The organism is Halosimplex litoreum (assembly GCF_016065055.1).
Taxonomy (GTDB): Archaea; Halobacteriota; Halobacteria; order Halobacteriales; family Haloarculaceae; genus Halosimplex; species Halosimplex litoreum.
The window spans coordinates 1,908,210-1,931,722 of record NZ_CP065856.1; the positions used below are offsets into that span (position 1 = coordinate 1,908,210).

23 protein-coding genes are annotated in these 23,513 nt (G+C 69.7%); 12 read left to right on the forward strand and 11 right to left on the reverse strand.

Annotation, left to right across the window (positions count from 1 at the left end; translation table 11 throughout):
* Positions 1-13: 13 nt before the first annotated feature.
* From I7X12_RS09510 to I7X12_RS09520, 3 genes are all read right to left on the reverse strand, one after another.
* Positions 14-718, reverse strand: coding sequence for a TetR/AcrR family transcriptional regulator (locus I7X12_RS09510; RefSeq protein WP_198063575.1), 705 nt, complete (start codon positions 716-718; stop codon positions 14-16).
* Between the two features lie 105 nt (positions 719-823).
* Positions 824-2,359, reverse strand: a complete 1,536-nt coding sequence (locus I7X12_RS09515) for an MATE family efflux transporter (RefSeq protein ID WP_198063576.1) — start codon at positions 2,357-2,359, stop codon at positions 824-826.
* A 4-nt stretch (positions 2,360-2,363) separates the two neighbouring features.
* Entirely contained in the window at positions 2,364-3,011 is a 648-nt protein-coding gene (locus I7X12_RS09520; protein ID WP_198063577.1) for a TetR/AcrR family transcriptional regulator, read from the reverse strand.
* 108 nt (positions 3,012-3,119) lie between these two features.
* On the opposite strand from I7X12_RS09520, the gene I7X12_RS09525 reads away from it, so the two are divergent.
* From I7X12_RS09525 to hjc, 3 genes are all read left to right on the forward strand, one after another.
* Entirely contained in the window at positions 3,120-5,189 is a 2,070-nt protein-coding gene (locus I7X12_RS09525) for a sensor histidine kinase (RefSeq protein ID WP_198063578.1), read from the forward strand.
* A 144-nt stretch (positions 5,190-5,333) separates the two neighbouring features.
* On the forward strand, positions 5,334-7,274 hold the full coding sequence (locus I7X12_RS09530) for a cellulase family glycosylhydrolase (RefSeq protein ID WP_198063579.1): 1,941 nt from the start codon (positions 5,334-5,336) through the stop codon (positions 7,272-7,274).
* Between the two features lie 100 nt (positions 7,275-7,374).
* Entirely contained in the window at positions 7,375-7,896 is a 522-nt protein-coding gene (gene hjc, locus I7X12_RS09535) for a Holliday junction resolvase Hjc (protein ID WP_198063580.1), read from the forward strand.
* Positions 7,897-7,903: 7 nt separating this feature from the next.
* Here hjc and I7X12_RS09540 read toward each other — a convergent pair whose 3' ends face one another.
* Together I7X12_RS09540 and I7X12_RS09545 are read right to left on the reverse strand one after the other, a co-directional pair.
* Complete coding sequence (locus I7X12_RS09540) at positions 7,904-8,056, reverse strand: hypothetical protein (protein WP_198063581.1); 153 nt, start codon at positions 8,054-8,056, stop codon at positions 7,904-7,906.
* Between the two features lie 162 nt (positions 8,057-8,218).
* Positions 8,219-8,881, reverse strand: coding sequence for an SWIM zinc finger family protein (locus I7X12_RS09545; protein WP_198063582.1), 663 nt, complete (start codon positions 8,879-8,881; stop codon positions 8,219-8,221).
* Between the two features lie 191 nt (positions 8,882-9,072).
* On the opposite strand from I7X12_RS09545, the gene I7X12_RS09550 reads away from it, so the two are divergent.
* Entirely contained in the window at positions 9,073-9,321 is a 249-nt protein-coding gene (locus I7X12_RS09550; protein ID WP_198063583.1) for a DUF7472 family protein, read from the forward strand.
* Positions 9,322-9,345: 24 nt separating this feature from the next.
* On the opposite strand, the gene priL is transcribed toward I7X12_RS09550, so the two are convergent.
* Both priL and I7X12_RS09560 read right to left on the reverse strand, forming a co-directional pair.
* On the reverse strand, positions 9,346-10,554 hold the full coding sequence (priL, locus tag I7X12_RS09555; RefSeq protein WP_198063840.1) for a DNA primase regulatory subunit PriL: 1,209 nt from the start codon (positions 10,552-10,554) through the stop codon (positions 9,346-9,348).
* A gap of 370 nt (positions 10,555-10,924) precedes the next feature.
* Entirely contained in the window at positions 10,925-11,536 is a 612-nt protein-coding gene (locus I7X12_RS09560; RefSeq protein ID WP_198063584.1) for a DUF7139 domain-containing protein, read from the reverse strand.
* Between the two features lie 209 nt (positions 11,537-11,745).
* Between I7X12_RS09560 and ilvD the strand changes: the two genes are divergently transcribed.
* The 3 genes from ilvD (at position 11,746) to I7X12_RS09570 (ending at position 14,454) form a co-directional block, all read left to right on the forward strand.
* A complete protein-coding gene (ilvD, locus tag I7X12_RS09565; RefSeq protein ID WP_232343136.1) occupies positions 11,746-13,494 on the forward strand; it encodes a dihydroxy-acid dehydratase in 1,749 nt (582 codons plus the stop codon).
* A gap of 82 nt (positions 13,495-13,576) precedes the next feature.
* Positions 13,577-13,708, forward strand: a complete 132-nt coding sequence (locus I7X12_RS20685) for a hypothetical protein (RefSeq protein ID WP_269750357.1) — start codon at positions 13,577-13,579, stop codon at positions 13,706-13,708.
* Positions 13,709-14,136: 428 nt separating this feature from the next.
* Positions 14,137-14,454 carry a HalOD1 output domain-containing protein gene (locus tag I7X12_RS09570; protein ID WP_198063585.1) on the forward strand — a complete coding sequence of 106 codons (318 nt, stop codon included), beginning with the start codon at positions 14,137-14,139 and terminating at the stop codon, positions 14,452-14,454.
* Position 14,455: 1 nt separating this feature from the next.
* On the opposite strand, the gene I7X12_RS09575 is transcribed toward I7X12_RS09570, so the two are convergent.
* Both I7X12_RS09575 and prs read right to left on the reverse strand, forming a co-directional pair.
* Positions 14,456-14,638, reverse strand: coding sequence for a hypothetical protein (locus tag I7X12_RS09575; RefSeq protein ID WP_198063586.1), 183 nt, complete (start codon positions 14,636-14,638; stop codon positions 14,456-14,458).
* Positions 14,639-14,746: 108 nt separating this feature from the next.
* Positions 14,747-15,598 (reverse strand): ribose-phosphate diphosphokinase, encoded by an 852-nt coding sequence (gene prs, locus I7X12_RS09580; protein ID WP_198063587.1) that lies wholly within the window; start codon positions 15,596-15,598, stop codon positions 14,747-14,749.
* Positions 15,599-15,752: 154 nt separating this feature from the next.
* On the opposite strand from prs, the gene I7X12_RS09585 reads away from it, so the two are divergent.
* The 4 genes from I7X12_RS09585 (at position 15,753) to I7X12_RS09600 (ending at position 20,552) form a co-directional block, all read left to right on the forward strand.
* Entirely contained in the window at positions 15,753-17,168 is a 1,416-nt protein-coding gene (locus I7X12_RS09585; protein ID WP_198063588.1) for an endonuclease/exonuclease/phosphatase family protein, read from the forward strand.
* A 159-nt stretch (positions 17,169-17,327) separates the two neighbouring features.
* On the forward strand, positions 17,328-17,957 hold the full coding sequence (locus I7X12_RS09590) for a hypothetical protein (protein WP_198063589.1): 630 nt from the start codon (positions 17,328-17,330) through the stop codon (positions 17,955-17,957).
* 16 nt (positions 17,958-17,973) lie between these two features.
* Complete coding sequence (locus I7X12_RS09595; RefSeq protein WP_198063590.1) at positions 17,974-19,644, forward strand: hypothetical protein; 1,671 nt, start codon at positions 17,974-17,976, stop codon at positions 19,642-19,644.
* A 62-nt stretch (positions 19,645-19,706) separates the two neighbouring features.
* Positions 19,707-20,552, forward strand: a complete 846-nt coding sequence (locus I7X12_RS09600; RefSeq protein WP_198063591.1) for a hypothetical protein — start codon at positions 19,707-19,709, stop codon at positions 20,550-20,552.
* A gap of 19 nt (positions 20,553-20,571) precedes the next feature.
* Here the strand turns inward: I7X12_RS09600 and I7X12_RS09605 are convergent, their stop codons facing one another.
* Positions 20,572-21,483, reverse strand: coding sequence for an HVO_0234 family beta-propeller protein (locus tag I7X12_RS09605; RefSeq protein WP_198063592.1), 912 nt, complete (start codon positions 21,481-21,483; stop codon positions 20,572-20,574).
* 260 nt (positions 21,484-21,743) lie between these two features.
* Here I7X12_RS09605 and I7X12_RS09610 point away from each other — a divergent pair, with 260 nt between their 5' ends.
* A complete protein-coding gene (locus I7X12_RS09610; RefSeq protein ID WP_198063593.1) occupies positions 21,744-21,992 on the forward strand; it encodes a glutathione S-transferase N-terminal domain-containing protein in 249 nt (82 codons plus the stop codon).
* Positions 21,993-22,035: 43 nt separating this feature from the next.
* Here I7X12_RS09610 and I7X12_RS09615 read toward each other — a convergent pair whose 3' ends face one another.
* A complete protein-coding gene (locus tag I7X12_RS09615) occupies positions 22,036-23,460 on the reverse strand; it encodes a UDP-N-acetyl glucosamine 2-epimerase (protein WP_198063594.1) in 1,425 nt (474 codons plus the stop codon).
* Positions 23,461-23,513: the final 53 nt, after the last annotated feature.

Here is a 23,513-nt window from a genome sequence, read left to right on the forward strand (position 1 = left end):
GTCGACTGGTCGCTCACTCGTGGTCCTCCCGGACGAGGTAGTCGTCGACGATCGCCTCGAGCCCGGCGAGGACCAGGTCCCAGTCGCCCTCGTCGCCGAAGATGGCCCGCCAGTCGTTCGCGCTCCGCATCGCCGCGACGTAGGCGGCGGCGAACACCTCGGGGTCCACCTCGCGGAACCGTCCCGAGTCGATCCCCTCCTCGACGGCCTCGACGACGTACTCCCGGAGAAAGGAGTGATTGTACGCGACCACGTCGCGCAGGTCCTCGTCGTAGGGCGCCCGCGACTGCAGTCCGAGCACCATCCGGTTGAACTGGACGGGCTCGTCGACGCCCTCGCCGCGGAGCAGGTACCGCGCCAGCCCGACCAGTCGCTCGCGGGGGTCGTCGTCGTCGACGGCGGACTCGACCTGTGCGGTCGTGACGTCGAGTCCCCGCTCGAACATCGACCGCACGAGGTCGGCCTTCGTCTCGAAGTAGTAGTGAACGAGCGACTGACTCACGCCCGCCGCGTCGGCGACCGCCTGGGTGGTGAACTCGTCGAACCCGTGCTCGACCAGCACGTCGATCGCCGCCCACCGGATCTCGTCCTCGGTCGAGGGGCCGTCACCGCCGTCCGCCGCCGTCTCAGCCGGCTCGTCGTCTGGCTGGTCCCCCTCACTGTCGCCCGGCGGATCGCCCTCCGTCGTCGCGCTCGCGTCCGCGGCGTCGTCGGTCACGCTCTTGATTGAGTACTCAATCAAATAAATGAGTGGCGGTCGCGGAAGCGTCGGCCTGGATCGAGCGAGTGGCGGCGAGAGGGAGATGCCACCGGCGAACCGGATTCAGTCCGCGGGCGCCGCCACCGACTCCTCCTCCTCGACGACGGTGTCGGTCCAGGTGCCTCGGAGGAACCAGGCGCCGACGATGAGCGCCGAGCCGACGTGCATGACGGCGATGGCCCACCAGGCGCCGGTGGTGCCCATGTCGAAGTTCGTCACCAGGAACCACGCGGGGACGACCTGCAGGCCCCAGACGGAGGTCACCGACATGATCATCGCGGCGCGGGTGTTGCCGGCGCCGTTGAAACAGCCCTTGACGACGTGGAAGGTGCCCATGAACGCGAAGGTAGGCGCGACGATGAACATGTAGGTCTCCCCGATGTCGACGATCCGGGCGGCCTCCTCGCCGGCGATGAACACCCCGACGATGTCCCGCGCCCAGTAGACTCCGACGGCGCTGACGACGACGTAGGCGGCGACGAGCATCCCGACGGCGAGATAGACGGCCTTTCGGGCGCGGTCGGCCCGCCTGGCGCCGAGGTTCTGGCCGACCGCGGTCTCGACGCCCATCCCGAGTCCGACCGCCGGGAGGAAGACGAACGAGGTCAGGCGGGCGGTGATGCCGAAGGCGGCGACGGCCGTCGAGCCGATGACCGCGACGATGGCCGTCATCGCGGTGTACGACAGCGCGCCCGAGCTCTGCTCGATGCTGGCGGGGTAGCCGATCTCGATTATCTTCCGGACCGTCGCCCGCTCCAGCCGCAGGTCGGCGAGCGACAGCGAGAGACCGAGCCGGCCCGAAAAGAGGAGCGCGACGCCCGGAACCGTCGCGAGCGCCCGCGAGAGGATGGTCGCCATCGCCGCGCCTCGAACGCCGTGACCGGTGAACCCGGTGGCGGCCAGCAGATCCGCTTCGAGGCCGCGCATCCCGACGATGCCGAACAGGGGGTTGTCGACGAACCCGAAGATGAAAATCGGGTCGAGGACGACGTTGACGGCGACGCTGACGGCCATGAGGTACATCGGGGTGCGGGTGTCGCCCCACCCGCGCAGCAGCGACTGGAAGACGAAGAAGCCGAACATGAACCAGACGCCGAGGAAGATCACTCGCATGTACTCCAGGGAGTAGGTGAACACCTGCGTCCCGGGGTCGGCGCCGATGAGCCGGAGGAACGCGGGGGCGAGCAGGTAGCCGATCGCCCCGAGCGCGAGCGAGAACAGGGTGACGAACGCCAGCGTCTGGCCGGCGACCTCGTTGACCCGTTCGAGGTTGCCGGCGCCCTTGTGCTGGGCGACGAGGACGCTCCCGGCCAGGGTGAGCCCGCCGCCCAGCGAGATGAGCACGAACACGGGCGGCCAGGAGAAAGAGAGCGCACTGACGGCGTCGCCACCGAGTCGCCCGACCCAGAAGGTGTCGACGAGGTTGTAGACGACCTGCAGCAGCTGCGTGAAGACGATCGGCGCCGAGAGGGCGACGAGCGGACGGAGGAGCGACCCCTCGGTGAGGTCGTAGTCGCTCCCACGCCCGGGGTCGTCCGGCGGACCGTCTTCCGAGAGATCCGTCGTGTCGGCCGACGGCTCGTCCGCTCGGTCCGTCACGCGGTCACGCCCCTCCGTCGTCGGCGCCGTCGGACGATCGGCTGCTCGCGGGTCGGTCCTCGCTCGCCATCAGCAGGTCGCCGATCAGGTACCGTTCGATCCCGGCGAAGGCCTCGTCGGTGGGGGCGGCGTCACCGAGGATCACGTCGTGGGACTGCGCGCCCTCGATGGCCGAGCGAAACAGCGCGGCGTAGCGCTCGGGGTCCACCTCGCGGAACTCCCCCGACTCGACCCCTTCGCGGACGATGTCGGCGATCACGCCGCGGATGAGCCGGTCGTTCTCGACGAGCTGGTCCTGCAAGTCCGGTTCGAAGGGGGCCTGGGCGCGCATCCCCAGCAGCGCGGTGTGGAAGTCGCGGGTCGCCGCGTCGTCGCCCAGGCCGACCACGACGATCTCGGCCATCCGGTGGAGTCGTTCGCGGGGGTCGTCCGGACCGCCGCCCTCCACCTCGTCGATGAACTCGTCGAGCAGGTGCGAGAGAAAGGCGACCATGAGATCCGCCTTCGAGTCGTAGTGGTAGTGGATGAGCGACTTGCTCTTTTCGAACTCGTCGGCGATGGCCTGGACCGTCAGGTCGGCGTATCCGTGCTTCGCGAGCGCGCGGAAGGTGGCGTCCATGATCGCCGCGCGCGTCGAATCGTCCCCCGACATATCTGACTGAATGGCCAGTCGATATATAAATCACTGCCGATCAAACCCTGAGAATCGGAGGACAACGCTCAAGGGAGCGTGTGGGAGAGTACGACGGGAGCGACGACGATGGACGGATCGAACGCGGCGGGATCGGACGCGAACGGGGCCGAAACCGGCGACAGGGCGGGGTCGGTCCGGGGCGTCGCCGGGCGGCTGGTCCCGGGGCCGGTCCGGCGCAGCTACGCGCTGAAGTTCGCAGTCGCGATGGCGGTCGTAATCTTGTTGGTCACGGCCGTCGGGGTCGGGAGCTACGTCCAGATCCGGGGGATCATCGACGACGACGCGGAGAACACGCTCCGGTCGACGGCGACGGTGCAGGCCGACTCGGTCGGCGAGTGGCTGGCAGGCATGCGGGCGCAGGTCCGGGGATTCTCGGGGTCGAACGTCTACGCCACCGAGAACCCGGAGCGGATCGGCGAGACGCTCGAGGCCTCGCAGGTACAGGCCAGCGCGGACGTGGCGGGGATCCACTACGTCGGCGCCGACGGGACGATCCTCGCCAGCACGGTCGCCGACCTCGAGGGGAGCGCGGTCGACGCCAGGCGACCGGACTGGGCGGGGCCGATCGCGGTGGCGCGGAACGCGTCGGGCGACGAGTTCCGCGTCGGCGTCTCGAACCGAGCCTACGAGTCCAACGGTCGCCTGCTGATGGCCTTCGCCGGGCGGGTCCGCGTCGGGGAGGGTGTGCTCGTCGTCGTCGGCGACGTGCGCGCCGACTTCGAGCAGCTCCACCGGACCCGCTCGATCGTCCGGACGCAGCTGCTGAACCCCGAGGGGCAGAACGTGTTCGCCTCCCGGCAGACTGCGCCGAGCCCGCTGGCGGAGACGGCGGCGTTCGAGCGGGCGGTCGCGGGGGAGCCGGCGAGCCGCGAGCGGGCCTCGGACGTGCTCGCGTTCGCGCCGGTCCCGGACACTCCGTGGGTCGTCGTGACCGAGGCGCCCAAATCGCAGCTCTACCAGGCCAGCGAGACCGTCGGGCGGAACGTGGTCGTCCTCGTCGCCGCCTCGATCACGACGCTCGCGGTCGTCGGGTTCGTCCTCGGCCGCGGGACCGTCGTCCCGCTGCTCCGGTTGCGTCGACGCGCGGAGGCCATGGCGGACGGCGACCTCGACGTGGACCTCTCGACGACCCGCGAGGACGAGATCGGGCGGCTGTTCGTCGCGTTCGACGACATGCGCGAGGCGCTGCGGAGCCAGATCCGGGAAGCGGAGACAGCGCGCGAGCGCGCAGAGCGCTCGCGCGCGGAACTCGAACGGCAGAACGAGCGCCTCGACCAGTTCGCCAGTACCGTCTCTCACGACCTTCGCAACCCGCTGAACGTCGCCAGCGGACACCTCCAGCTGATCGATCGGAAAGTCGACGACGTGGGCGAGGACGCTGCCGAAGCGCTGGACGCACACGTCGAGAAGATCGACTCCGCTCACCTGCGGATGGAGGAGATAATCAGCGACGTGCTGGCGCTGGCCCGACAGGGCCAGGACATCGAGGAGACCCAGTCGGTCGACCTGGCGACCGTCGCTCGCGACGCCTGGGCGACCGTCGACAGCGGGTCGGCGACGCTGACGGTGCCCGAGTCCCGCACTATCGCGGCGGACCCCGACCGCCTCCGACAGGCCTTCGAGAACCTCTTCCGGAACAGCGTGGAACACGGTTCCACGAGCAGTCGGCCAGGGGCCGACGACGCCGTCGAGCACGGCTCGACGAGCCCTCGGTCGCAAGCTCCCGAGGACACTGTGGAACACGGTTCCACGAGCAGTCGGCCAGGGGCCGACGACGCCGTCGAGCACGGCTCGACGAGCCCTCGGTCGCAAGCTCCCGAGGACACCGTGGAACACGGTTCCTCCGGCGACGACGCGGACGGCGACGCCCTGACGGTCACGGTCGAACTCACCGACACCGGCTTCGCCGTCGCCGACGACGGCACCGGCATCCCACCCGAAACCGTCGACGATGTCTTCGAATACGGGCACACGACCGACGAGGACGGCACCGGCTTCGGCCTCGCCATCGTCGACACCGTCGTCGAAGCGCACGGCTGGACCGTCACCGTCGACCGCGACTACGACGAGGGCGCCCGCTTCGTCGTCTCCGACGCGTTCGACGACGACGTCGACACCGACGACCGCGAACCCTGATCTGTCGCCGACAGCACTGTCCCTGATACTCGAGTCGTGCCCTGGAAAACGCCAACTCCAGCACTGTTATCGGTTCGAGCCGTTAGAATCTTTACTGATAACTACGACACTACCGTTTTAGGCGTCACCCCGAAACTGTCGGATATGCGAAGACGACGATTCCTGTCGGGCGTCGGCGCCGGGTCGCTCGCGGGGGTGGCGGGCTGCGGTGGGATTCTGGGGTCCGGCGAGGAGTCGACTGCGGTGGGGCCGCCGCGGCTGTCGGTCGACGGGCGATGGCTCACCGACCCGGCGGGGAACCGCATCGTCCTGCGGGGCGTGAACGTTCCGGGGCCGGTGTGGGGGAGCGAGCGGGCCGACGCCCGCGGGAAGGGGTACCGGGAGACGCTGGAACTCGCGACCGACGCCGGAGCGGGCTGGCACAGCCGCGTTCTCCGGGTCCCCGCGACGCCCCAGACCCTCGACAGCGTGGGCGTCGAGCGGTTCGCACGCGAGTATCTCGACGAGATCGTCGCGCTGGCGGCCGAGCGGGGCGTCTACCTGTTGATCGACTACCACGCGACCGAGCGCTACGACACGGACGCCATCGACGACCGACTGCGGCGCTTCTGGCGGACGGTCGCGCCGCGCTACGCCGAGGAGAGTCACGTGCTCTACGAACTGTTCAACGAACCGACCGAGCCGGCGACGGGGGGGATCGAGGCCTGGCGGACCTGGAAAGAACACGCCGAACCGTGGGTGGCGTTCGTCCGCGAGCGGGCGCCGGAGACCCCCGTCGTCGTCGGCTCCCCGCGGTGGTCGTCGCTGACGGCGTACGCCGCCGAAGAGCCCTTGGCCGACGACGCCGTCGTCTATTCCGCGCACGTCTACCCTTCCTGGGAACCGGAGACCTGGGAGGCGACGTTCGGCGACCCGGCGCTGTCGGTCCCGGTGTTCGTCACCGAGTGGGGGTACGTCGACGACGCGAACGTCGACTCGCATTTCGCCGCCACGACGTCGTCGTGGGGCCGACCCTTCCGGGCGTGGCTCACGAGTCACGACAACGTCGGCTGGTGCGCCCGCGCGTTCGACTCCCGGTGGGTCCCGCCGATGTTCGACGCCGAGTGGACCCTCCGCGGCGGCGACCGATACATGGGGGAACTCGTCAAGCGGTGGCTGGCGGCCGAGCGCGAGCGCCACTGGCCGCCGGCGGGCGCGGACGCGCCGACCGCGACGGTAGTACCGACCGACCGCCCACCGGGACCGCCCGAGAGCCTGGGGCTCTCGTCGATCGGGGAGACGACGGCGACGCTCGTGTGGGTGGCGCCAGCGAGCCCGAACGGCAGCGACGTGGTGCAGTACCGCATCGCGCTCGACGACGAGCCGCGAATCGTTCGGGGGTCTCGCCAGTCGTACGAGCTGACGGGGCTCAGCCCGGGCGAGCGCTACACAGTGAGCGCCACCGCGGTCGACGGGGCCGGTCGGGAGTCACGCCCTGCGACCGTCCAGTTCACGACGGTCACCCCCGCCGAAGCGACGGCGACGATCCCCGCCGCCGGCGACGCGCCGACCGTCGATCGGTCGGTAGAAGACGCCTGGGCCGACACGCCGCCCCACCCGATCGACGCGCGGGTCTGGGCGGAGACGGCGTCGGACGTGACCGGCGAGTGGCGAGCGCTGTGGAACGGGCGCGCGCTGTACGTCCTCGTCACGGTGACCGACGAGGCGGTGCTGGACCACGACGCGGTCGAACTGTACCTCGACCTGGCACACGACGGCGGCGAGGAGTACGACGGCGCGAACGACCTCCAGCTCGTCGTCGAGGCGGGCTCCGGCCGGGTGACGCCGGGAGCCAACTCGGCCACCGCTGACCCCGTCGACGCGGCGGTGACCGAGACGGGCGACGGCTGGCGGACCGAGATCGCGGTGCCCTGGGAACCCTACGGCGTCGTGCCCTTCGCCGGCGACCGCCTCGGTATGGACGTCCACGTCGTCGACGACGCCGAAGGGGGCGTCAGGCGCGACGCGAAGGTCGCCTGGCACGACGACTCCGACGCCGTCTGGGAGACCCCCTCTGCGATGGCCACCGTCGCGCTCGGCGACTGAGCGCGGCCGGCGCGCCGCCGGTCCGCGACCGCGCCGTCTGGCGACCACTTCCGCTCCGGTCCCGACAGTCTTTAGCCGGCCGTCGGCAATGGTCGGGCAGATGGCGAACTCGAACGCGAAGGGCGACCGCCGCGAGCGCGAACTCGTCAACGAACTCGACGCGGCGGGGTTCGCGGTCATGCGCGCGCCCGCCAGCGGGAGCGCCACCGAGCGCGAGCTCCCCGACGTGCTGGCCGGCGACGGCGAGGACTTCTACGCCGTCGAGGCCAAATCCTCCGCCGGCGACCCCATCTACCTCGACGGCGAGGAGGTCGAGGCGCTGCTCTTTTTCTCGCGGAACTTCGGCGCCAAACCCCGCATCGGCGTCCGCTTCGACCGCGAGGACTGGTACTTCTTCCACCCCGGTGACGAGGCCGTCCACGTCACCGACGGCGGCAACTACCGCGTCAAGAAGGAGACCGCGCTGGCCCACGGCGTCGACTTCGACGAACTCGTCGGCCACTCCGAGAAGGTCACCCTGGAGGAAGTCGCCGACGACGGTCCCGACCAGGGTACCCTCGACGTCCTCTCGGCGTTCGAACGCGGCGACCTCTCGAAAGAAGAGGCCGCGGAGATGCTGTAATTCGGGTTCACCCCTGAACGGTGGCGCGGGCGCGGTCGAGAAGATACACGAGCCCACCGACCCAACCGACGAACTGAAACACGTTGGCCAGTGCGAGGCCAGCGCCGCCGCCGAGCACGAACAGTCCGACGAGGACGACGATCACCACCTCCGGTTCCACGACCGGGGAACTCCGACCAATCCATGACAGACTGTCGGACAGCTGACTCATAGTGGTGGCGATGGTGCTACGGGAGGCGTCGTGGGCGGGTGCGGAGTCGAAGCGGACGCCGGGGCCGTCGGTCGCTGCCCTGCAGCCGGACTCCTGCGGAAATATTCGATTTCAGGCCGTGACGCGCTCGCGCAGCCGCCGGTCGACGACCGCCGCGTCGTCGACCCGCTCCAGCCGCGACAGGGGGAACGAGTACCGGCGCGGCGACTCCCGGCGGGCGAGGTCGCCCAGATACACCGCCTCGACGACGAGGTCGTCGGTGGGGTACCCCTCGTTGGTGGCGTAGTCGGCGACGGTCTCGCCGACGCCCTCGATGACGACCCCGTCGGCGCGGGCGGGCGTGACGCGGGCGACGACGAGGCGGTCGTCGGTCTCGCGGTCGCTGACGACGTCGCCGGGTTCGAGTCGGCAGGCGGGACAGAGGTCGGGCGGCCCCACGCGTTCGGGGACGAACGTTTCGATCCCGCAGGCGTCGCAGACGGCCGCGCGTTTGCCCGGTGCGGGTACGCGTCGGACGGTGATCTCGATGCCGACGCGACGGAGGTGTTTGCAGTGCTCGCCGCGGATCTGGTAGTCGGGGCAGGTACAGGTGCCCGCGGGGAGGTCGACGACGTAGGTCGCGCCGCTCTGGCTGTCGACGGCGTAGCGGCCGCCGCCCAGCGGGCGGACGGCCATGCGCTCGGTCCAGGCGCGGGCGGCCCGCTCGTCGAGCCGCCGAACGTCCGGTGCGAGTGCGGTCTTCCTGACCTGGGGAGGGGTACGTGATTCGGACATAGGCGTTCGGACGCTGGTGTTTCTCGCGACTGCGTCCACTCGAAACGTAGGTTCCGAACGCACCTAAGTCCGTCGCGGGTATGGGCGTGTGAACCCGGCGGGTCGACGACGCCGACGCGTTGGCGGCCGGTCGGGGGTCGGTGAACGCGCGCTTCGAAGCGCTTTTGCCCGGGCCGGGGAAAGCCACGGCCATGGAAATCGACCGGAAGTTCGCCGTCGAACTCGGGATCTCGGCGGCCTCGGTCGTCTTGTTCGTCGGTGCGGCCTACGTCGTCAGCTCCAACTACGCCGACCCCGGCAACGCCACCGGGAACGGCTCGGCCGCGCCCGTGCTCCAGCCCGACGGCGGGCTCGTCATGGTCGGTGTCGTCGGCCTGTTCGTCCTCATCATGGCCGTCGCCGGACTGATCCTGTACCGGGCGAACTTCGACGAGGAGTAGCCGCCACCACCGCTCGGGCACCGGTCAGGCTTCGGCGTCTTCGGCGTCCGCAGCGTCTCCGTCTCCGTCTTCGGCCGCTCCGTGCTCGGCGTCTTCGCTCTCTCCGTCCCCGTCGTCACCGTCCTCGTGCGCTTCCCGCCAGTCGGTCAGGTCGTCCTCCTCGGCCTCGTCGAGCTGATACTCGTAGTAGTTCAGCGGGTGGGACTCGTTGATCTCCTCCGTACAGATCTCGTCCTTGCCGATACAGTCGCCGTAGGACTGCATCGTCGCGCAGGCGGGCGGGGAGTAGTCCGTCGGGCTGGTCGCGCCGCGGATGTGGTCGACCTGGTAGCGAGTGGCCTCCTCGCCGAAGCCCGGGTTGACCTCGAAGATGTCGACGATCTCGTCGGTCGTCATGCCGATGCTGGTCAGGAAGGAAGCGATGGCGAACCGCGAGTGATGTTCGAGGTGCTCGCCCTGCTGAACCTTGTCGAGGAGGTGTTTCATACAAGGTGGGAACAGCTCGGGGACGACGGTGTCGATGTCGCGGGTGAGATCCAGCTCGGAGAGCCGCTGGCGGAGTTCCTCGGCTTGCTCGGTGAGTTCGTCGGCGATGGCGTCGGGCACCGAGAGGGGGAGGCCGTCGTCGACACGGTGGCGGACGGCCTGGCGTAGGAGCGCGACCAGTTCCTCGCCGTCGATCAGGACCTCGCCGTCGGACAGGGGTCGGTTGACCAGCCGCCACTCGTCGCCTCGCTGGTCGGCGGCGAGGTCGAGGTACGTGCCCACCTCGACGCGGAACTCCCGGGAGGCGCCGTCACTGACGACGGCCGAGCCGTCGCCGACGGTCCCGTCGGCCGCCCGGATCGCCCCGGAGAGGTCGAACTCCGCGAGCAACTCGGAGAGCGTGAGCCGGGGCGTGCTGGCGGATTTGAACTCCGTGGTGTCGGCGAAGTCGGCGGTGAAGCGCTCGCGGGCGGCAGTGGCTTCGGCCTGGGCGTACTTGCGCGTCAGCACGTGCTCGTCGACGAGCGAGACGAGCACGCGCGCGACCGGGTAGGAGAGCAGTTCGATCCGGTCGACGTCGTGGCCGTCGCCGACCGTGCCGTCCTCCAACGCCCAGACCACGCGCTCGACCCCCCGTTCGACGACGGCGGCGTCGTCGGCGACGACGGCCGCCAGGTCGACGCCGGCCTCGCCGACGGCCTGTCGCGACTCCCCCCGCCAGGGGTACCGGGCGTGGATGGGCTCGATTCGCATCGACCGCTCGTTGTTCCTACCGTCGAATAAAGCCGACGGTCAGCGGACCGGCGTCGCCACTGGCCGGCGCCAGCACCCGAGGAGACGATCGGTGGCTACCGCTCGCGAACCCGCCCCGCGCGCATCTCGACGTATCGCTTCGGCCAGGTCCGAACGTGACCCTGTACCCGCGCCAGCGCGCGCGCCAGCGTCGTCCTCGCGGTCCGTCCCGTGCGTGACTCTCTCGACGGTCGATCCCTGAGACTCATCACACGATCGTGGTACTGCGTGTCTATCATAAAAGTTGGTGTCTTAGTCCGACGACGGCGCCGCTCGCGTCGCTGTCGGCGGTGTCGACCGTCGAGAAAACGAGCGAGCCGCGCGCTCAGTCCCGGTGGAGCGCGCGCAGTTCCTCGGCGACGGCCTCGCTGTCGTCGGCGTCGCCCTGGACGGCGCGCTTGTAGCGCTGGTACTCGCTGCGGGTGACGTGGATCTCCTCGGTCTCGCCCTGGCGGGTGACTTCCAGGCGGACGGTCCCCTGAGGGTTGTTGCGGAGCTTGAACGAGGCGACGGCCGAGAGGACGAACCACAGCGCGACGCTCCCGCCGACGAAATAGAGCATCGCGGTCGGGAAGGCCATCGAGTCGCTGGCCTCGACCCACCGCTGGGGGTAGACCCGCCAGTACATGACGACGCCCGCCACGGTGACGGCGGCGCCGGCGAGCGCGCCGAATCGCTCGCGGCGGCTGGCCGGCAGGACGGCGACGACGCCGACGAACATCGCCGGGATCCCCAGCCCGGCGAGGACGCCCGCGACGCGACGGGCGTCGGTCGTGCTCGTCGCGTCGAAGACGGCGGCCAGGTCCGTCGTCAACACGAGGATCGCGCTCACGACGGCCAGCGCACCGACGACGAACAGACCGCCGCCCGCCGACACGCGCCGCGGGTCGCGCCCGGTCCACTCCCCGCGGTCGTACGCCTCCGAGAGACTGGGCATGACCGACCGTTGTCGCCCGTCCTACAAAACTACCCGTCAGACGCACGCACGACGCCGCCCGCGGTGGAGCGCGACACCGACCCGCGGCTCTCGCTTCCCGGACGGTCGGCGAGGCCGCTTGCGCTCGACCCGGCCGGGTCCGAACGTGGAGTGGGAGGGGCCACCACGCGGTAGAAAACGGTTTAGGGCGCTGGCGACGATGCGGAGGTATGAGCCAGCAGGAACCGGGATCACCCGAGGGCGCGAGCGGAGTGGCCGACGACAAGCCCGACGACCTCCCGAGTAGCGAGGTCACGAAGGGTGCCGAGCACGCGCCCCACCGCGCGATGTTCCGCGCGATGGGCTATGACGACGAGGATCTGTCTTCACCGATGGTCGGCGTCGCCAACCCGGCCGCCGACATCACACCGTGTAACGTCCACCTCGACGACCTCGCCGACGAGGCCTACGAGGGCGTCGACGACAGCGGCGGCATGCCGATCGAGTTCGGCACGATCACCATCTCCGACGCCATCTCCATGGGCACGGAGGGGATGAAGGCCTCGCTCATCTCCCGAGAGGTCATCGCCGACTCCGTGGAACTGGTGAGCTTCGGCGAGCGCATGGACGGGCTCGTCGTCATCGGCGGCTGCGACAAGAACATGCCCGGGATGATGATGGCCGCTATCCGCACGGACCTGCCGAGCGTCTTCCTCTACGGCGGGTCGATCATGCCCGGCGAGCACGACGGCCGCGAGATCACCATCCAGAACGTCTTCGAGGGCGTCGGCGCCGTCGCCGACGGCGACATGACCGAGGACGAACTCTACGAGATGGAACGGCAAGCTTGCCCCGGCGCCGGGTCCTGCGGCGGGATGTTCACCGCCAACACCATGGCGTCGATCTCCGAGGCGATCGGCTTCGCCCCCCTGGGCAGCGCGAGCCCGCCGGCGGAGGACGAGAGCCGCTACGAGGAAGCCCGCCGAGCCGGCGAACTCGCGACCGAGGTCGTCGAGGCCCGGCGCACCCCGTCCGACTTCCTCACGCGCGAATCGTTCGAGAACGCGATCGCTCTGCAGGTCGCGGTGGGCGGTTCCACGAACGCCGTCCTGCATCTGCTCGCGATGGCCGCCGAGGCCGGCGTCGACCTCGACATCGAGGACTTCAACGAGATCAGCAAGCGAACGCCGAAGATCGCCGACCTGCAGCCCGGCGGCGAGAAAGTGATGAACGACCTCCACGAGGTCGGCGGCGTCCCGGTCGTCCTGAACGCGCTGTACGAGGCGGATCTCCTGCACGGCGACGCGCTGACCGTGACCGGCGAGACGATGGGCGAGGCGCTGGAAGCCTACGACCCGCCCGCCATCGAGGACGTCGAGGCCGACTACCTCTACACGGTCGACGAGCCCAAAAACGAGCAGGGCGCCATCCGCATCCTGACGGGCAACCTCGCGCCCGAGGGCGCGGTCATCAAGATCTCCGGCGAGGAGTACCGCCGCCACGAGGGGCCGGTCCGGATCTTCGACGAGGAGAGCGAGGCGATGAAGTACGTTCAGGAAGGGGAGGTCGACTCGGGCGACGTGATCGGCATCCGCAACGAGGGGCCGCGCGGCGGTCCGGGCATGCGCGAGATGCTCGGCGTCACGAGCGCCGTGGCCGGCCAGGGTCACGCCGACGACGTGGCGCTCTTTACCGACGGGCGCTTCTCCGGGGCGACCCGCGGGTTCTCCATCGGTCACGTCGCTCCGGAAGCGTTCGTCGGCGGTCCGATCGCCGCGCTGGAGGACGGCGACACCATCACCATCGACGTCGACGAGCTCGAACTCTCCGTCGACCTCGGCGACGAGGAGATCGAGGCGCGCCTCGAAGACTACGAGCCCGAACCGAACTACGAGTCGGGCGTGCTCGCCAAGTACCACCGCGACTTCGGCTCGGCCGCCAACGGTGCGGTCACCAACCCCGGCGCCAAGTGGGACTAGTCGCCGCCGAGCGAAGCGGTTCCTCGGCCGCGAGCGGAGTGAGCGGGCGCTTTTTCCCCACGTTTCTGTCGACGGATACCACGTGGGAATCTTTCACCGCGACTTCGGCTCGGCCGCCAACGGCGTCTCCGTGAGCGAAGCGAACGGAGGCTCGGAAGGCGAGCCACGCGAGCCTTCCGGCGCGGTCACCAACCCCGGCGCCAAGTGGGAGTAGGACGACTGTCCGGGGGCCCGCGGCCACCGGCTCTCCGGGCCGAGCTGAGCGAGCCCCGTTTTTTGCCCCGTCTTTTTGCGTCGAGGGTATCCGCAGCGAGTGGGAACGACCGGCGGGAGTGGCCAGTCTTCGCCCCATCTCTTTCGACCAGTGGGACCAGCCGAGATCGCCCGACGCTTCGATCCCCCACCGCCGTGTCGACCCCAGATGTACCCGACCGGTTTCACCCGTCCGAGATATCAAGCCGAAACTATATTTATCAGTGATAGTACGGACATCATTGTACGGCCATCTGATGGGTCGTGCGAGCCGACGATTAATTTCACCGATGATAGCTGGCGACACAAGGCATATGCGACAGGGGGCCCTAGCAAGGGTATTGGCGGTCACGTATCGGGTCGACCGGCGTCGTCAATCAAGTACGACACATGAGAGACGAAAAGCGGGGGGACGGAAATGATAGTGACGACACAGATAGCAACGAGTCCGAGGCCGTCGCGTTCGACCACTACGACTGGGACGGAGAGGATTCGCCCAGCATCGCGGTCGCGGAGGCCGTCGCAGCAGTCACGAACCGGAGCGTGACGGCACTTCCGCCGGTACAGGAGGTGGTCGACGCGGACGCGCTGGACATGCTCGTCCGCTCGGGCGACCCGCTGGCGGTCAGGGTCACCATCGACTACGCGGGGACCGACGTGACGATCACGGGCGACGGTCGGATACGGGTCAGACCCGACTCGGAGTGAGTTACTCCCGACAGGCTTCGAGCAACTGCCTGGCGTGGCGTACGTGGAAGTTCTTCTCCTCGGTGTCGTCGGTGTCGAGCGCGCGCTTGAGGTGGACGTCTATCCGTTCGACCGAGTCCGGGTCGAGCGTCCCCAGTGGTGGCCCCTCCGTCGCCCCCGAGGTGCCGTGCGTGTCTCCCGTCATTGGTCCGTGCTATCCGGTAGCTCACGGAGCCTCGGCTTATAGGTTCCGGTATTGACACGTGTGGCGGGACCAGTTCGGCGACGACGAGTGCTCGAAGGTGACCGGCCCTCAGAGGCGGTCGGCGACGGCAGGGGCGGCGCTGACGGCGCTGACCGGCCGTTCGATGGTGTCGGTACCGAAGATTGCGGTCGTTCCGGCGCGTTCGAGTTTCGTCCGGGCGTCGGCGGCGAGCATCGGGTGGACGCAGGTGACGAACACGCGGGCGGCGCCGCGGTCGGTGAGGACGGCGATGGATTCGCTCATGGTCGACCCCGTGGCGACGATGTCGTCGACCAGCACCACGTCGCGGTCGGCGACCGCTGCGTCGCTCGGTTCGATCGCGACCTCGCCGGTGTCGTAGTCCCGTTCCTTCTCGAAGTAGTCGGTCGCGCCGCGGCCGTAGGCGTCGCGAGTCGTCGCCGCCAGGTCGATGGCCCCCTCGTCGGGCGAGAGAAAGAGCGGGTCGGCCAGCCCGTCGGGCAGCGGGTCGGCCAGGCGGCCGGCGGCGTCGACGGGCTCGGTGGGGACGGTGAAGAAGTCACAGACCGCGGTCTCGTGGGGGTTGACCGTGAGGACGCGGTCGGTCCCCGTCGAGATAGCGCGGGCGACGGCGCGGGCAGAGACGGGTTCGCCCTCGGAGAACGCCCGGTCCTGACGGGCGTAGCCCATGTAGGGGACGACGGTGGTCACCTCGCTCGCGCCGGCCTCGCGGACGGCGTCCTGGAGCTGGAGCAGTTCGACGTGGGCGTCGCCCGAGACGGTCGACCCGACGACGACGGCCTCCTCGGCCGCGAACTCGGCGAGCGTGGCCTGGAGTTCACCGTCGGGGAAGCGGTCGTACTCGACGGCGGCCAGGTCCCGACCCGTCGCGTCGGCCAGTGCAGCCGCAAACCCCTGTGACGTGGACCCGCTGACGATCATGTGCGGGCCCGACGCGTTCACCGGTAAACACCGTTTCGGTTGCAGGAGCGCCGCGTTCGCGGGCGGGTCGTCGCGGAGGCGGGGTGAGCCGCGGGAATCGACCGTGAGAACCGGTGCGACAGCGTCAAGGGGCGACACCCGAATAGGGCCGACGATGCCCGCGACGGCCGACGCGAGCGAGGGCGGTGACGGCGGTGACGGGGACGGCGACCGAGGCGGTTCGGCTGCCCCCGCTCGGACCCGCCGGTCGGTGCTCGCCGGTGTGGCGGGACTCGCGACCGCCGCAGTCGGTCGGACGGCCGCGGCACCCGGCGAACGCACCGACGATCGGGTCGGCGAGCGGGCGGCGGGCGCGGCCGACCCGGACGGCTCCGCCGGCGTGACGGTCGCCACCTGGAACTGCTATCTCGGCGTCGACCTGTTCGACCTGTTCGACGCCAGCTCGCTGGCCGAAGCGCGGTCGATCGCCGGCGATCTCGTCTCCCGGGCCCGACGCCACCCGTACGAAGCCCGGGCGGACGCCATCGCCGAGGGGTTGCTCGCCGCCGACGCCGACGTGGTCGCGCTCCAGGAGGCGGCGCTCGTGCGGACGCGGCCGCTGTTCGGCGAGGGAGACCGGGAGACGGTCGCCGACCTGCTCGACCTGGTGACCGCGGCGCTGGCCGAGCGGGGCGGCGCCTACGACGTGGCCGCAACCGCCGTCACGACCGACGTGTCCGTCCCGGCGGAGGCCGACGGCGAGTGGCTCGACGTGCGCCTGACCGACCGCGTCGCGCTGCTGGTCCGCGAGGGGGTCGACGTCCACGAGACGCGCTCGGACCGCTACGACGCGCGGGCCAGCTACCCGGTGCTCGGCGACGACCTGACGGTGACGCTCCGGCGGGGGTACTGCCTGGCCGACCTCGCCGTCGACGGCGCGGAGCTGACGGCCTGCTCGACGCACCTCGAATCGTCGAAGGCGGGCGTCCGCCGCCGGCAGGCCGCGGAACTGACCGACGCGCTCCCCGCGACGGGCACCGTCGTCGTCGGCGCGGACCTCAACAGCGGGCCGGCGGCCGGCGGCGACGCCTACGAGACGGTGACCGCGTCGCTGACTGACGCGGCGGCCACCGTCGGGACGACACCGGGCGACACCTGCTGTCAGGCGGCGGCCCTGCGGAACGAGCGCTCGCGTCTGGACACCCGGGTCGACCACGTGCTCGCGCGCGGCGCGGACCCGACGGCGGTCGAACGGCTCGGCGCCGACCCCGCCGACCGCGTCGCGGCGACCGTCGACGGCGAGGACGTGACCGTCTGGCCCTCCGACCACGCCGGCGTCGCCGCGACCTACTCCGTCGCGGAGCCGACGCCCGTTTCGACCCCCACGCCGACGCCGACGCCGACACCCACGCCCACCCCGACGCCGACATCGACGCGCAGTCCGACCCCGTCCGCGACGGCGTCACCTCCTCCCACGTCCGCCCCGTCACCGACCGACCGAGAGACGACCACCGGGACCGGCGCCGGGTTCGGCGTACTCGCGGCCGCGGCGGCGTTCGTCGCAGGCGCGCTCGGGCGCTCTCGGGACTGACGCGGCCCGCCTCGGTTCGCTCGCGACCGGGCCCACGGTGGTGACGACTCGAACGCTCCTGGATGCCACACTGTCTACCTGACGCACAGTCTGGTAGTCGAACGTGAAGGTTGGAGTGAATAGATAGTATAGGCGGAATCTGTGAGTCGAAGTCGAAGCGTGGTCGGCTCGTCCGACCCGTCGGGCGGCACTGGCGCACCGGACGGGATCTGGGATAGGGGATCGGGTCGCATTCCGGTCGGTCGGTTGCTCCTCGCGCTTGCGGTCCTCCTGCTTGTCTCCTCTGGCGCAACCACTGCCGTCGCGGCGGAGTGTCACGGCACCGCGGCGACGGCGAGCGACAGTCGGAGCGACGACGACGGACTCTCGTATCCACCGCCGGACCTCGAAACCGTCGTCACGCTGTTCCCCACCGCCGGGCGGGTAGAACTGCACGTCCAGTATCCGGCGCGTTCGGCGGCGGAGGCGGACCGATACGAAGACGGGACGGTCGACCTGGAGTGGGTGGGGGCCGACGACCGACTGCGTACCGCGTTCGCCGGTCGACCCGGGTCGCTCAGTCGTCGCTGTGACACGGTGACGGGCGTGACCGACCCCGTTGCGTCGGAGTCGGAGTACGGCGACGCCGGAGCGACGATGAGCTATCGGTGGGCCGGTGTGTTCGACGGCAACCGGTCCGAGCTGGTGGTTGGACCGACGCTGAACGCGCACCTCGCGAACGGGACGGTCGTCGAGGTACGGGTCCCCGCGGCGGAGTGGACCGCCGAGCGCTCGACGGTCGACTCCTAACGAGTTCGGGCACGCGATGGGACCGGGCAACCAGATCGGGTTCCCCGAGATGTACGACCCCAACCGGTTCAACAGCCCCGTCTCGAACCTGGGCGTGATCGGAGACTGGGGGATCATGGACGAGGGCGACGTCGTCTGCGGGTTCATCCGCAGCGCGATCGGGCGGTCGGTGACCGGCGCCTCGCTCGACGGGGGGTGGCTGGACATCGCGAGCAGCGTCCACCTCATCGACGACACGTCGATCACGCTGGACGAACCGCTCACGGCCAAGCGCCTCGACGACGAAATCCAGTGGCTGTTCTCGATGTGGGCCGAGGTCGTGGTCGACGTCGACGTCGAGATTCCGGATTTCAACCTCGGCGGCGGAGACCTGTTCAGCGGCGAGTTTGATATTTCAGTCGAGGTCAACAAGAGCGAACCGAAACTGGGGATCTATCTTTTCGAGGAGCGGACCGGTGAACAGACGAACGTCCGCCGGCCGGAACTGGATGCGCAGGCGTTGTACACCAGCCCCGGGAACCACGACCACGGTATCGCGCTCTATCGGTTCGATACGCTGAAATTCGACGAGTTACCGACCCTGGAGGAGATCAGAGACCCGGACAAGACCCCGTCCATCGAGATCAGCTCGGACTCGCTGGAACTCGATTATCAGCCTCCGACCGCTGGAGAGAGCGTCGTAAGGGATAGTAAGCAGTCGGCCGACATCACGCTCTCCTCGGCCACGAAGACCACCTACACGGACCCGCCGAGCGGTGCGACGTTCCACCTCGACCGGGACCTGTCACAGACTAGCGGGGACGCGAAGGTAACGGCCAAGCGTGATGTCGCCGACATCATCGAGAACATCGACGACAGGGCCGACCGCATCATCTCGATCGTCGTCGAGCACGTCCGTACGTACCTGAAGGAGGCGATCAACCACACCGAAGAGCGGATCCCCGGGCCCGAGATACTCGTCGAGACGCCCGACGGAAAGCGGGCCGGAGTGGTCCCCGAGACGGGGGAACTCGTCAACGAGATCGACGGTGCGATCATCAACGGCCCGGCGAGCAGTCCGACAGTCTCCGTTCCGGCGAGCGAGGACATCTCGGTGTCGATCACCGCGAAGCGGTTCCGCCGACACCTCCGCGACCACGGCGTCGAGCCGCCGGAGTACGTCCTGTACGACCGGACGGTGATCGTCGACGACGGGTCGGACGTCGTGGAGCGCGACGGGTTCCCGTTCATCGAGGGCAGAACGACCCATCGGGCGCCGGGTGTGGCGGGGACGGACGACGAACAGCCCGCTATCACGGTCGCGCCGGTCGAGGTCAACCCACCGCGGATCAACCCGAAGTCAAACGGCAAGTGGGTCACCGCGTGGATCGGCCTCCCGAAGGAGAGCTCGGTCGACGACCTCCTGCTGGAAGCAACCACGCTGGCGTCGGTCCCGGCCGTCAGCGACGAGCAATACGGGTTCGTCAAGAACCCCGAAACCGAGGTCCGAGACGGCAAGCGCTACGTCAAAGTGAAGTTCCCGCGCCAGCCGCTTGTCGACGAACTCGGGACGGGCGAACACGCCGCCGGCCTCACCGGACAGGTCGGCAACACGACGTTCCACGGCAGCGCCGCCCTCGAAATCAAAGGCGGCGGCGGCAAGGGGAAGGGCAACGGCAAGGGCAACGGGAAGAGGAAGGACATGTAGTAGCGCGCTGGTGGAACGGACCCACGGATCGAATTCGACAACTAGGAGACAGGATACGACAGATGACACCGAACCGGTCGACAGTCGACCGCGGCGACTCGTCCGAACGCGGCCTCTCCTACAGCCGCTCGCTTCGTGCGTTCGTCGCTGTCCTAGTCGTCCTATCGGCTGCGTCCGCGCTCGCGTCCGCCGGGGCGTACGGCGGGGCGGCCGTCGATCCGGAACCGACCGCGACGCCGAACCACACGTCACAGCCGCGGGACGCGAACGTCACAGTCGTCCTCAGTCCGAGCGCGTCGGTGGTGACGACCCACGCCTGGTATATCGCCCGCTCGGAGGCGGAGGCGCGCCAGTACGACGAGGGGACGGCGAACCTGACGTGGTTCGAGACGGACGACCGCCTGCACCGGGCGTTCGCGGACCGCGACGAGGCCCTCCTCGAGGAGTTCAACGACACGACGTCCTCGGAGCGGACCTTCGAGTCCGGATCGGTGGTCCACGTGAACATGCGGTTCCACTGGGTCTTCGACCCGGACCCGGGGAGCGAGACGCCGACCTCGTGGTCTACGGACCCGTTCGTCGGGAACGGGTCGCTCGTGCTCGGGCCGACGGTGGACCGGCATCTCCCGAACGGGACGGTCGTCGAGGTGCGGGTCCCCGCGGCGGAGTGGACCGCCGAGCGCTCGACGGTCGACTCCTACACCGACGGCAACCACGGCCAGACGCGCGTCTACGGGTGGACAGTCGGGGAGACCGACACCGAGCCCCGCGTCGTGTTCAACGAGAGCGTCCGCGAGACGGAGACCGCGGCCGCCGAAGACGGGGCGGTCGGGCCCGCGGGAGGCGCGCTGCTCGCGCTCCTTGCGGTGGTGCTGACGGTTCTCACCGGCCGGAACTATCGGGACTGACGGCGCGGTCGCTCCACTCTCACGCCACCGCGAGCGCGGCCACGTCGGGAAGCCCCAGCGAGCGCGAGCGCCAGCCGCCGGCGCCGTCGGCGGTCGTCTCGGGGTCGGCCTCGACGAGGAACGTCCCGTCGGCGGTGACGGCGTAGACGCACTCGCCGTAGTCGACGCCGACGACCGGTTCGTCGACCGGCAGGTCGACCGCCGACCACCCCTCGCCGTCGCGTTCGAATAGCTCGTCGGCCGTCGCGGCGTGGGCGTGACCGCCCCCGGCGTCGACCGCACGGAAGGCCCCCTGGCGCTCGCGCAGCCAGCCGTTGCCCAGCCGGTAGAGCCCGCCGTCGGCGCTGTGCTCCGACGAGGTCTCGCTCGCGTTGCTCACGGCTTCGCCGTTCGCGTCGAGGTTCTCACTCGGTTCGGACCTCGCATCGCTCGCGAGACCGCCGTCGGTCGCCGCCAGCGGGACGCCGTCGGTGACCGCCACGTCACGGACGGCGTCGAGGCCGACGTTCGCGAGGCCGTCGCCGTCGACCCGATGGACGCCGTCGGCCGCGGCGACGAAGCCATCCGCGATGGCCCGCGCGTCGGCGACCGTTCCCAGGTCCGTCCACTCGCCGTCGCGATAGCGGGCGACCCGCCCGCTCTCGTCGGCGGCCACCACCGCCCCCTCGCGGTCGGTCCCGACGGCGACCGCCGAGCCGAACCCCAGCGATTCGAACTCCTCGGGACCGACGAGGACGGCCTCGTCGGTGGCGACGACGACCGCGCCCTCGGTCGTCGCCACGTCGCGGGCGTCCGTCCGGTGAGCGAGCCCGAACCGGCCCACCCGGTCGCCGGAGACCCGCACGGTCGCCACGCCCTGTCCCGTCGCGAGGTAGGCGACCGTCTCCTCCCGGCGGTCGCCGTACATCCGTTTCTCCTCGATAGCGCTCATACGGGGAGTGGACGGCCCGGCCGTGAAAACCTGCCGCCGTATCCGTTCGGCGACGCGGTGTTCCTCGGGGAGTTCCGCGTGGGGCGAGGGCGTTCGGCGTCCGCCGTCGGGAGCGGTGACCGAGCGTCGTGCCGACCTCGACGTTCCGGACGTCGTCGGTGTCGCCGGTCGAGAAGGGGATGTCGTCGCCGGCTGCGTCCCTGCGCGGTCGGGACACACGACCGGTGGGCTCTTGCCCGTCGAGTCCCGACTGCTCGGTGATGACGAACCTCGAACTGTACGAACTGGAAGGCTGCCCCTACTGTGCGAAGGTCACGACCAAGCTCGACGAGCTCGGCCTCGACTACGAGTCGCACATGGTCCCCCGCTCGCACTCCGAACGGACCGAAGTCGAGGAGATAAGCGGCCAGACCGGCGTCCCCGTCCTCGTCGACCCCGACAACGGCGTCGAGGGCATGCCCGAGAGCGACGACATCGTCGAGTACCTCGAGACGGAGTACGGCAGCTAACGCCGATTTTCGGCCGTTTCCACCGCGCGAGTGGCGAGTCGCGTCACAGGTAGTCGACGGACTTCCCGTCCAAGTCGTCGAAACCGTTGCGTTCGTGTGACCACTCGAAGACGTCGGCGTCGCGGCGCTCGGCGAGGAAGTCGACGATACGCTCGCCGACGTTCTCACCGTACAGATCGGGACCGGACCGGAGGCGGTCGCGGACGGCGTCGGTCTCCAGGGCGTAGGTCACCATCTCGTGGACGAATTCGCCGGAGACCGGCGGGACGAGCAGGTTCGTCTCGGCCTCGAAGACGGTCTCCGGACGATCGGTGTTGAATCGGGCGGTGAGACAGCAGGCCTCGTCGATCGCGTTGAGCTCCTCCTGCATGCTGCCCGAGTCGGTGAACTCCGCGAGACACTGGCCCGAGCGGAGGAACTCGTAGACGTGGGCGTGTTTCTTCCAGAGACCGGTAAACAGGAAGTTGTCGCGCTCGTCGGCCAGCTCCTGGAGGCGCTCGCGGTAGCCGTGGCGTTCCAGGGCGTGGCGCGTGGCCGTCAGTTCGACGAAGTTGACGTTGTAGCCGTCCTCGACCAGCGCGATCACGCCCTCGACGAGCGCCGTGAATCGGCCGGGGAGGAGGTTCGCGCGGCGGTGGACGTCGACGCGGATCCAGTCGTCGCGCTCCGCCAGAACGGGGTAGACGTCGAAGACGCTCTCGCCGTCGTGGTCGGCCTTCATGTCGATGGCGTCGACGACGGAGTTGCCGACGACGGGGATCCGCTCGTCGCCGTCGACCGCGCGGGGGTACCCCTCCGATTCGAGATGCTCGCGGTTGAGCTCGACGGGCGCGAACTGGTAGCGAGCGGCCGCGGAGCCGACGAACGTGTCGTACTGCTCGGGGAACGGCTCGGTGCGGTCGACCGACCACTCGCCGTCCCACTGGGCGTCGACGAGGGCGGCCGGGTCGAGGTCGCCGCCGGTGACCGAGTCGGTGTCCGCGCCTGGCGCCGTCGCGACCCGGGCGGCGTCGTAGTCGGGGGCCATCGCGCGGAGGCCGGCCTCGTTGTGGGCCACCTGCTGGTTGGTGGCGAACAGCCAGGCCTGTGGGAAGACGGCTGCGGCGTGGGTGTCGCCGTGGACCAGCGGGAGGACGGCGGTGTCGGGCCACTCGTCGAGGCGGTCGGCCAGCTGTTTGACCGCGAGCATCGTCTGGGCGGTCTTCTCGCTGAGGTCGCCCCGGATGCCCAGATCGGCGGCGATCGCCGGTTCGAGGTCGTACTCTTCGAGGCCGTGACCGAGCAGGTCGTCGTAGTGCTGGCCGGTGTGGACCACGAAACAGGGCAGCCCGCGCTCGCGGGCGGCGGCGACGACGGGCGCCTGCTTGTAGAAGTCGGGCTTGGTCGCGGTGACGACGGCGAGGACGAACTCGCCCCGCTCCATCTCCGCGGCGAGGCGGTCGTCGTAGAACGTCGGGTCGGCGTCCATACCCGCCCTCCCGAGGGCGGTCGCTTGTCGGTTTCGACATCTATCGCGTCCCG

Coding starts and splice junctions, on each gene's coding strand:
- hjc (WP_198063580.1), top strand. CDS start 7,375: ATGGCGAACTCGAACGCGAAGGGCGACCGCCGCGAGCGCGAACTCGTC.
- I7X12_RS09610 (WP_198063593.1), top strand. CDS start 21,744: ATGACGAACCTCGAACTGTACGAACTGGAAGGCTGCCCCTACTGTGCG.
- I7X12_RS09560 (WP_198063584.1), bottom strand. CDS start 11,536: ATGCCCAGTCTCTCGGAGGCGTACGACCGCGGGGAGTGGACCGGGCGC.
- I7X12_RS09605 (WP_198063592.1), bottom strand. CDS start 21,483: ATGAGCGCTATCGAGGAGAAACGGATGTACGGCGACCGCCGGGAGGAG.
- I7X12_RS09615 (WP_198063594.1), bottom strand. CDS start 23,460: ATGGACGCCGACCCGACGTTCTACGACGACCGCCTCGCCGCGGAGATG.
- I7X12_RS09595 (WP_198063590.1), top strand. CDS start 17,974: ATGGGACCGGGCAACCAGATCGGGTTCCCCGAGATGTACGACCCCAAC.
- I7X12_RS09600 (WP_198063591.1), top strand. CDS start 19,707: ATGACACCGAACCGGTCGACAGTCGACCGCGGCGACTCGTCCGAACGC.
- I7X12_RS09525 (WP_198063578.1), top strand. CDS start 3,120: ATGGACGGATCGAACGCGGCGGGATCGGACGCGAACGGGGCCGAAACC.
- I7X12_RS09585 (WP_198063588.1), top strand. CDS start 15,753: ATGCCCGCGACGGCCGACGCGAGCGAGGGCGGTGACGGCGGTGACGGG.
- I7X12_RS09530 (WP_198063579.1), top strand. CDS start 5,334: ATGCGAAGACGACGATTCCTGTCGGGCGTCGGCGCCGGGTCGCTCGCG.
- prs (WP_198063587.1), bottom strand. CDS start 15,598: ATGATCGTCAGCGGGTCCACGTCACAGGGGTTTGCGGCTGCACTGGCC.
- I7X12_RS09570 (WP_198063585.1), top strand. CDS start 14,137: ATGAGAGACGAAAAGCGGGGGGACGGAAATGATAGTGACGACACAGAT.
- I7X12_RS09545 (WP_198063582.1), bottom strand. CDS start 8,881: ATGTCCGAATCACGTACCCCTCCCCAGGTCAGGAAGACCGCACTCGCA.
- I7X12_RS09575 (WP_198063586.1), bottom strand. CDS start 14,638: ATGACGGGAGACACGCACGGCACCTCGGGGGCGACGGAGGGGCCACCA.
- ilvD (WP_232343136.1), top strand. CDS start 11,746: ATGAGCCAGCAGGAACCGGGATCACCCGAGGGCGCGAGCGGAGTGGCC.
- I7X12_RS09550 (WP_198063583.1), top strand. CDS start 9,073: ATGGAAATCGACCGGAAGTTCGCCGTCGAACTCGGGATCTCGGCGGCC.
- I7X12_RS09520 (WP_198063577.1), bottom strand. CDS start 3,011: ATGTCGGGGGACGATTCGACGCGCGCGGCGATCATGGACGCCACCTTC.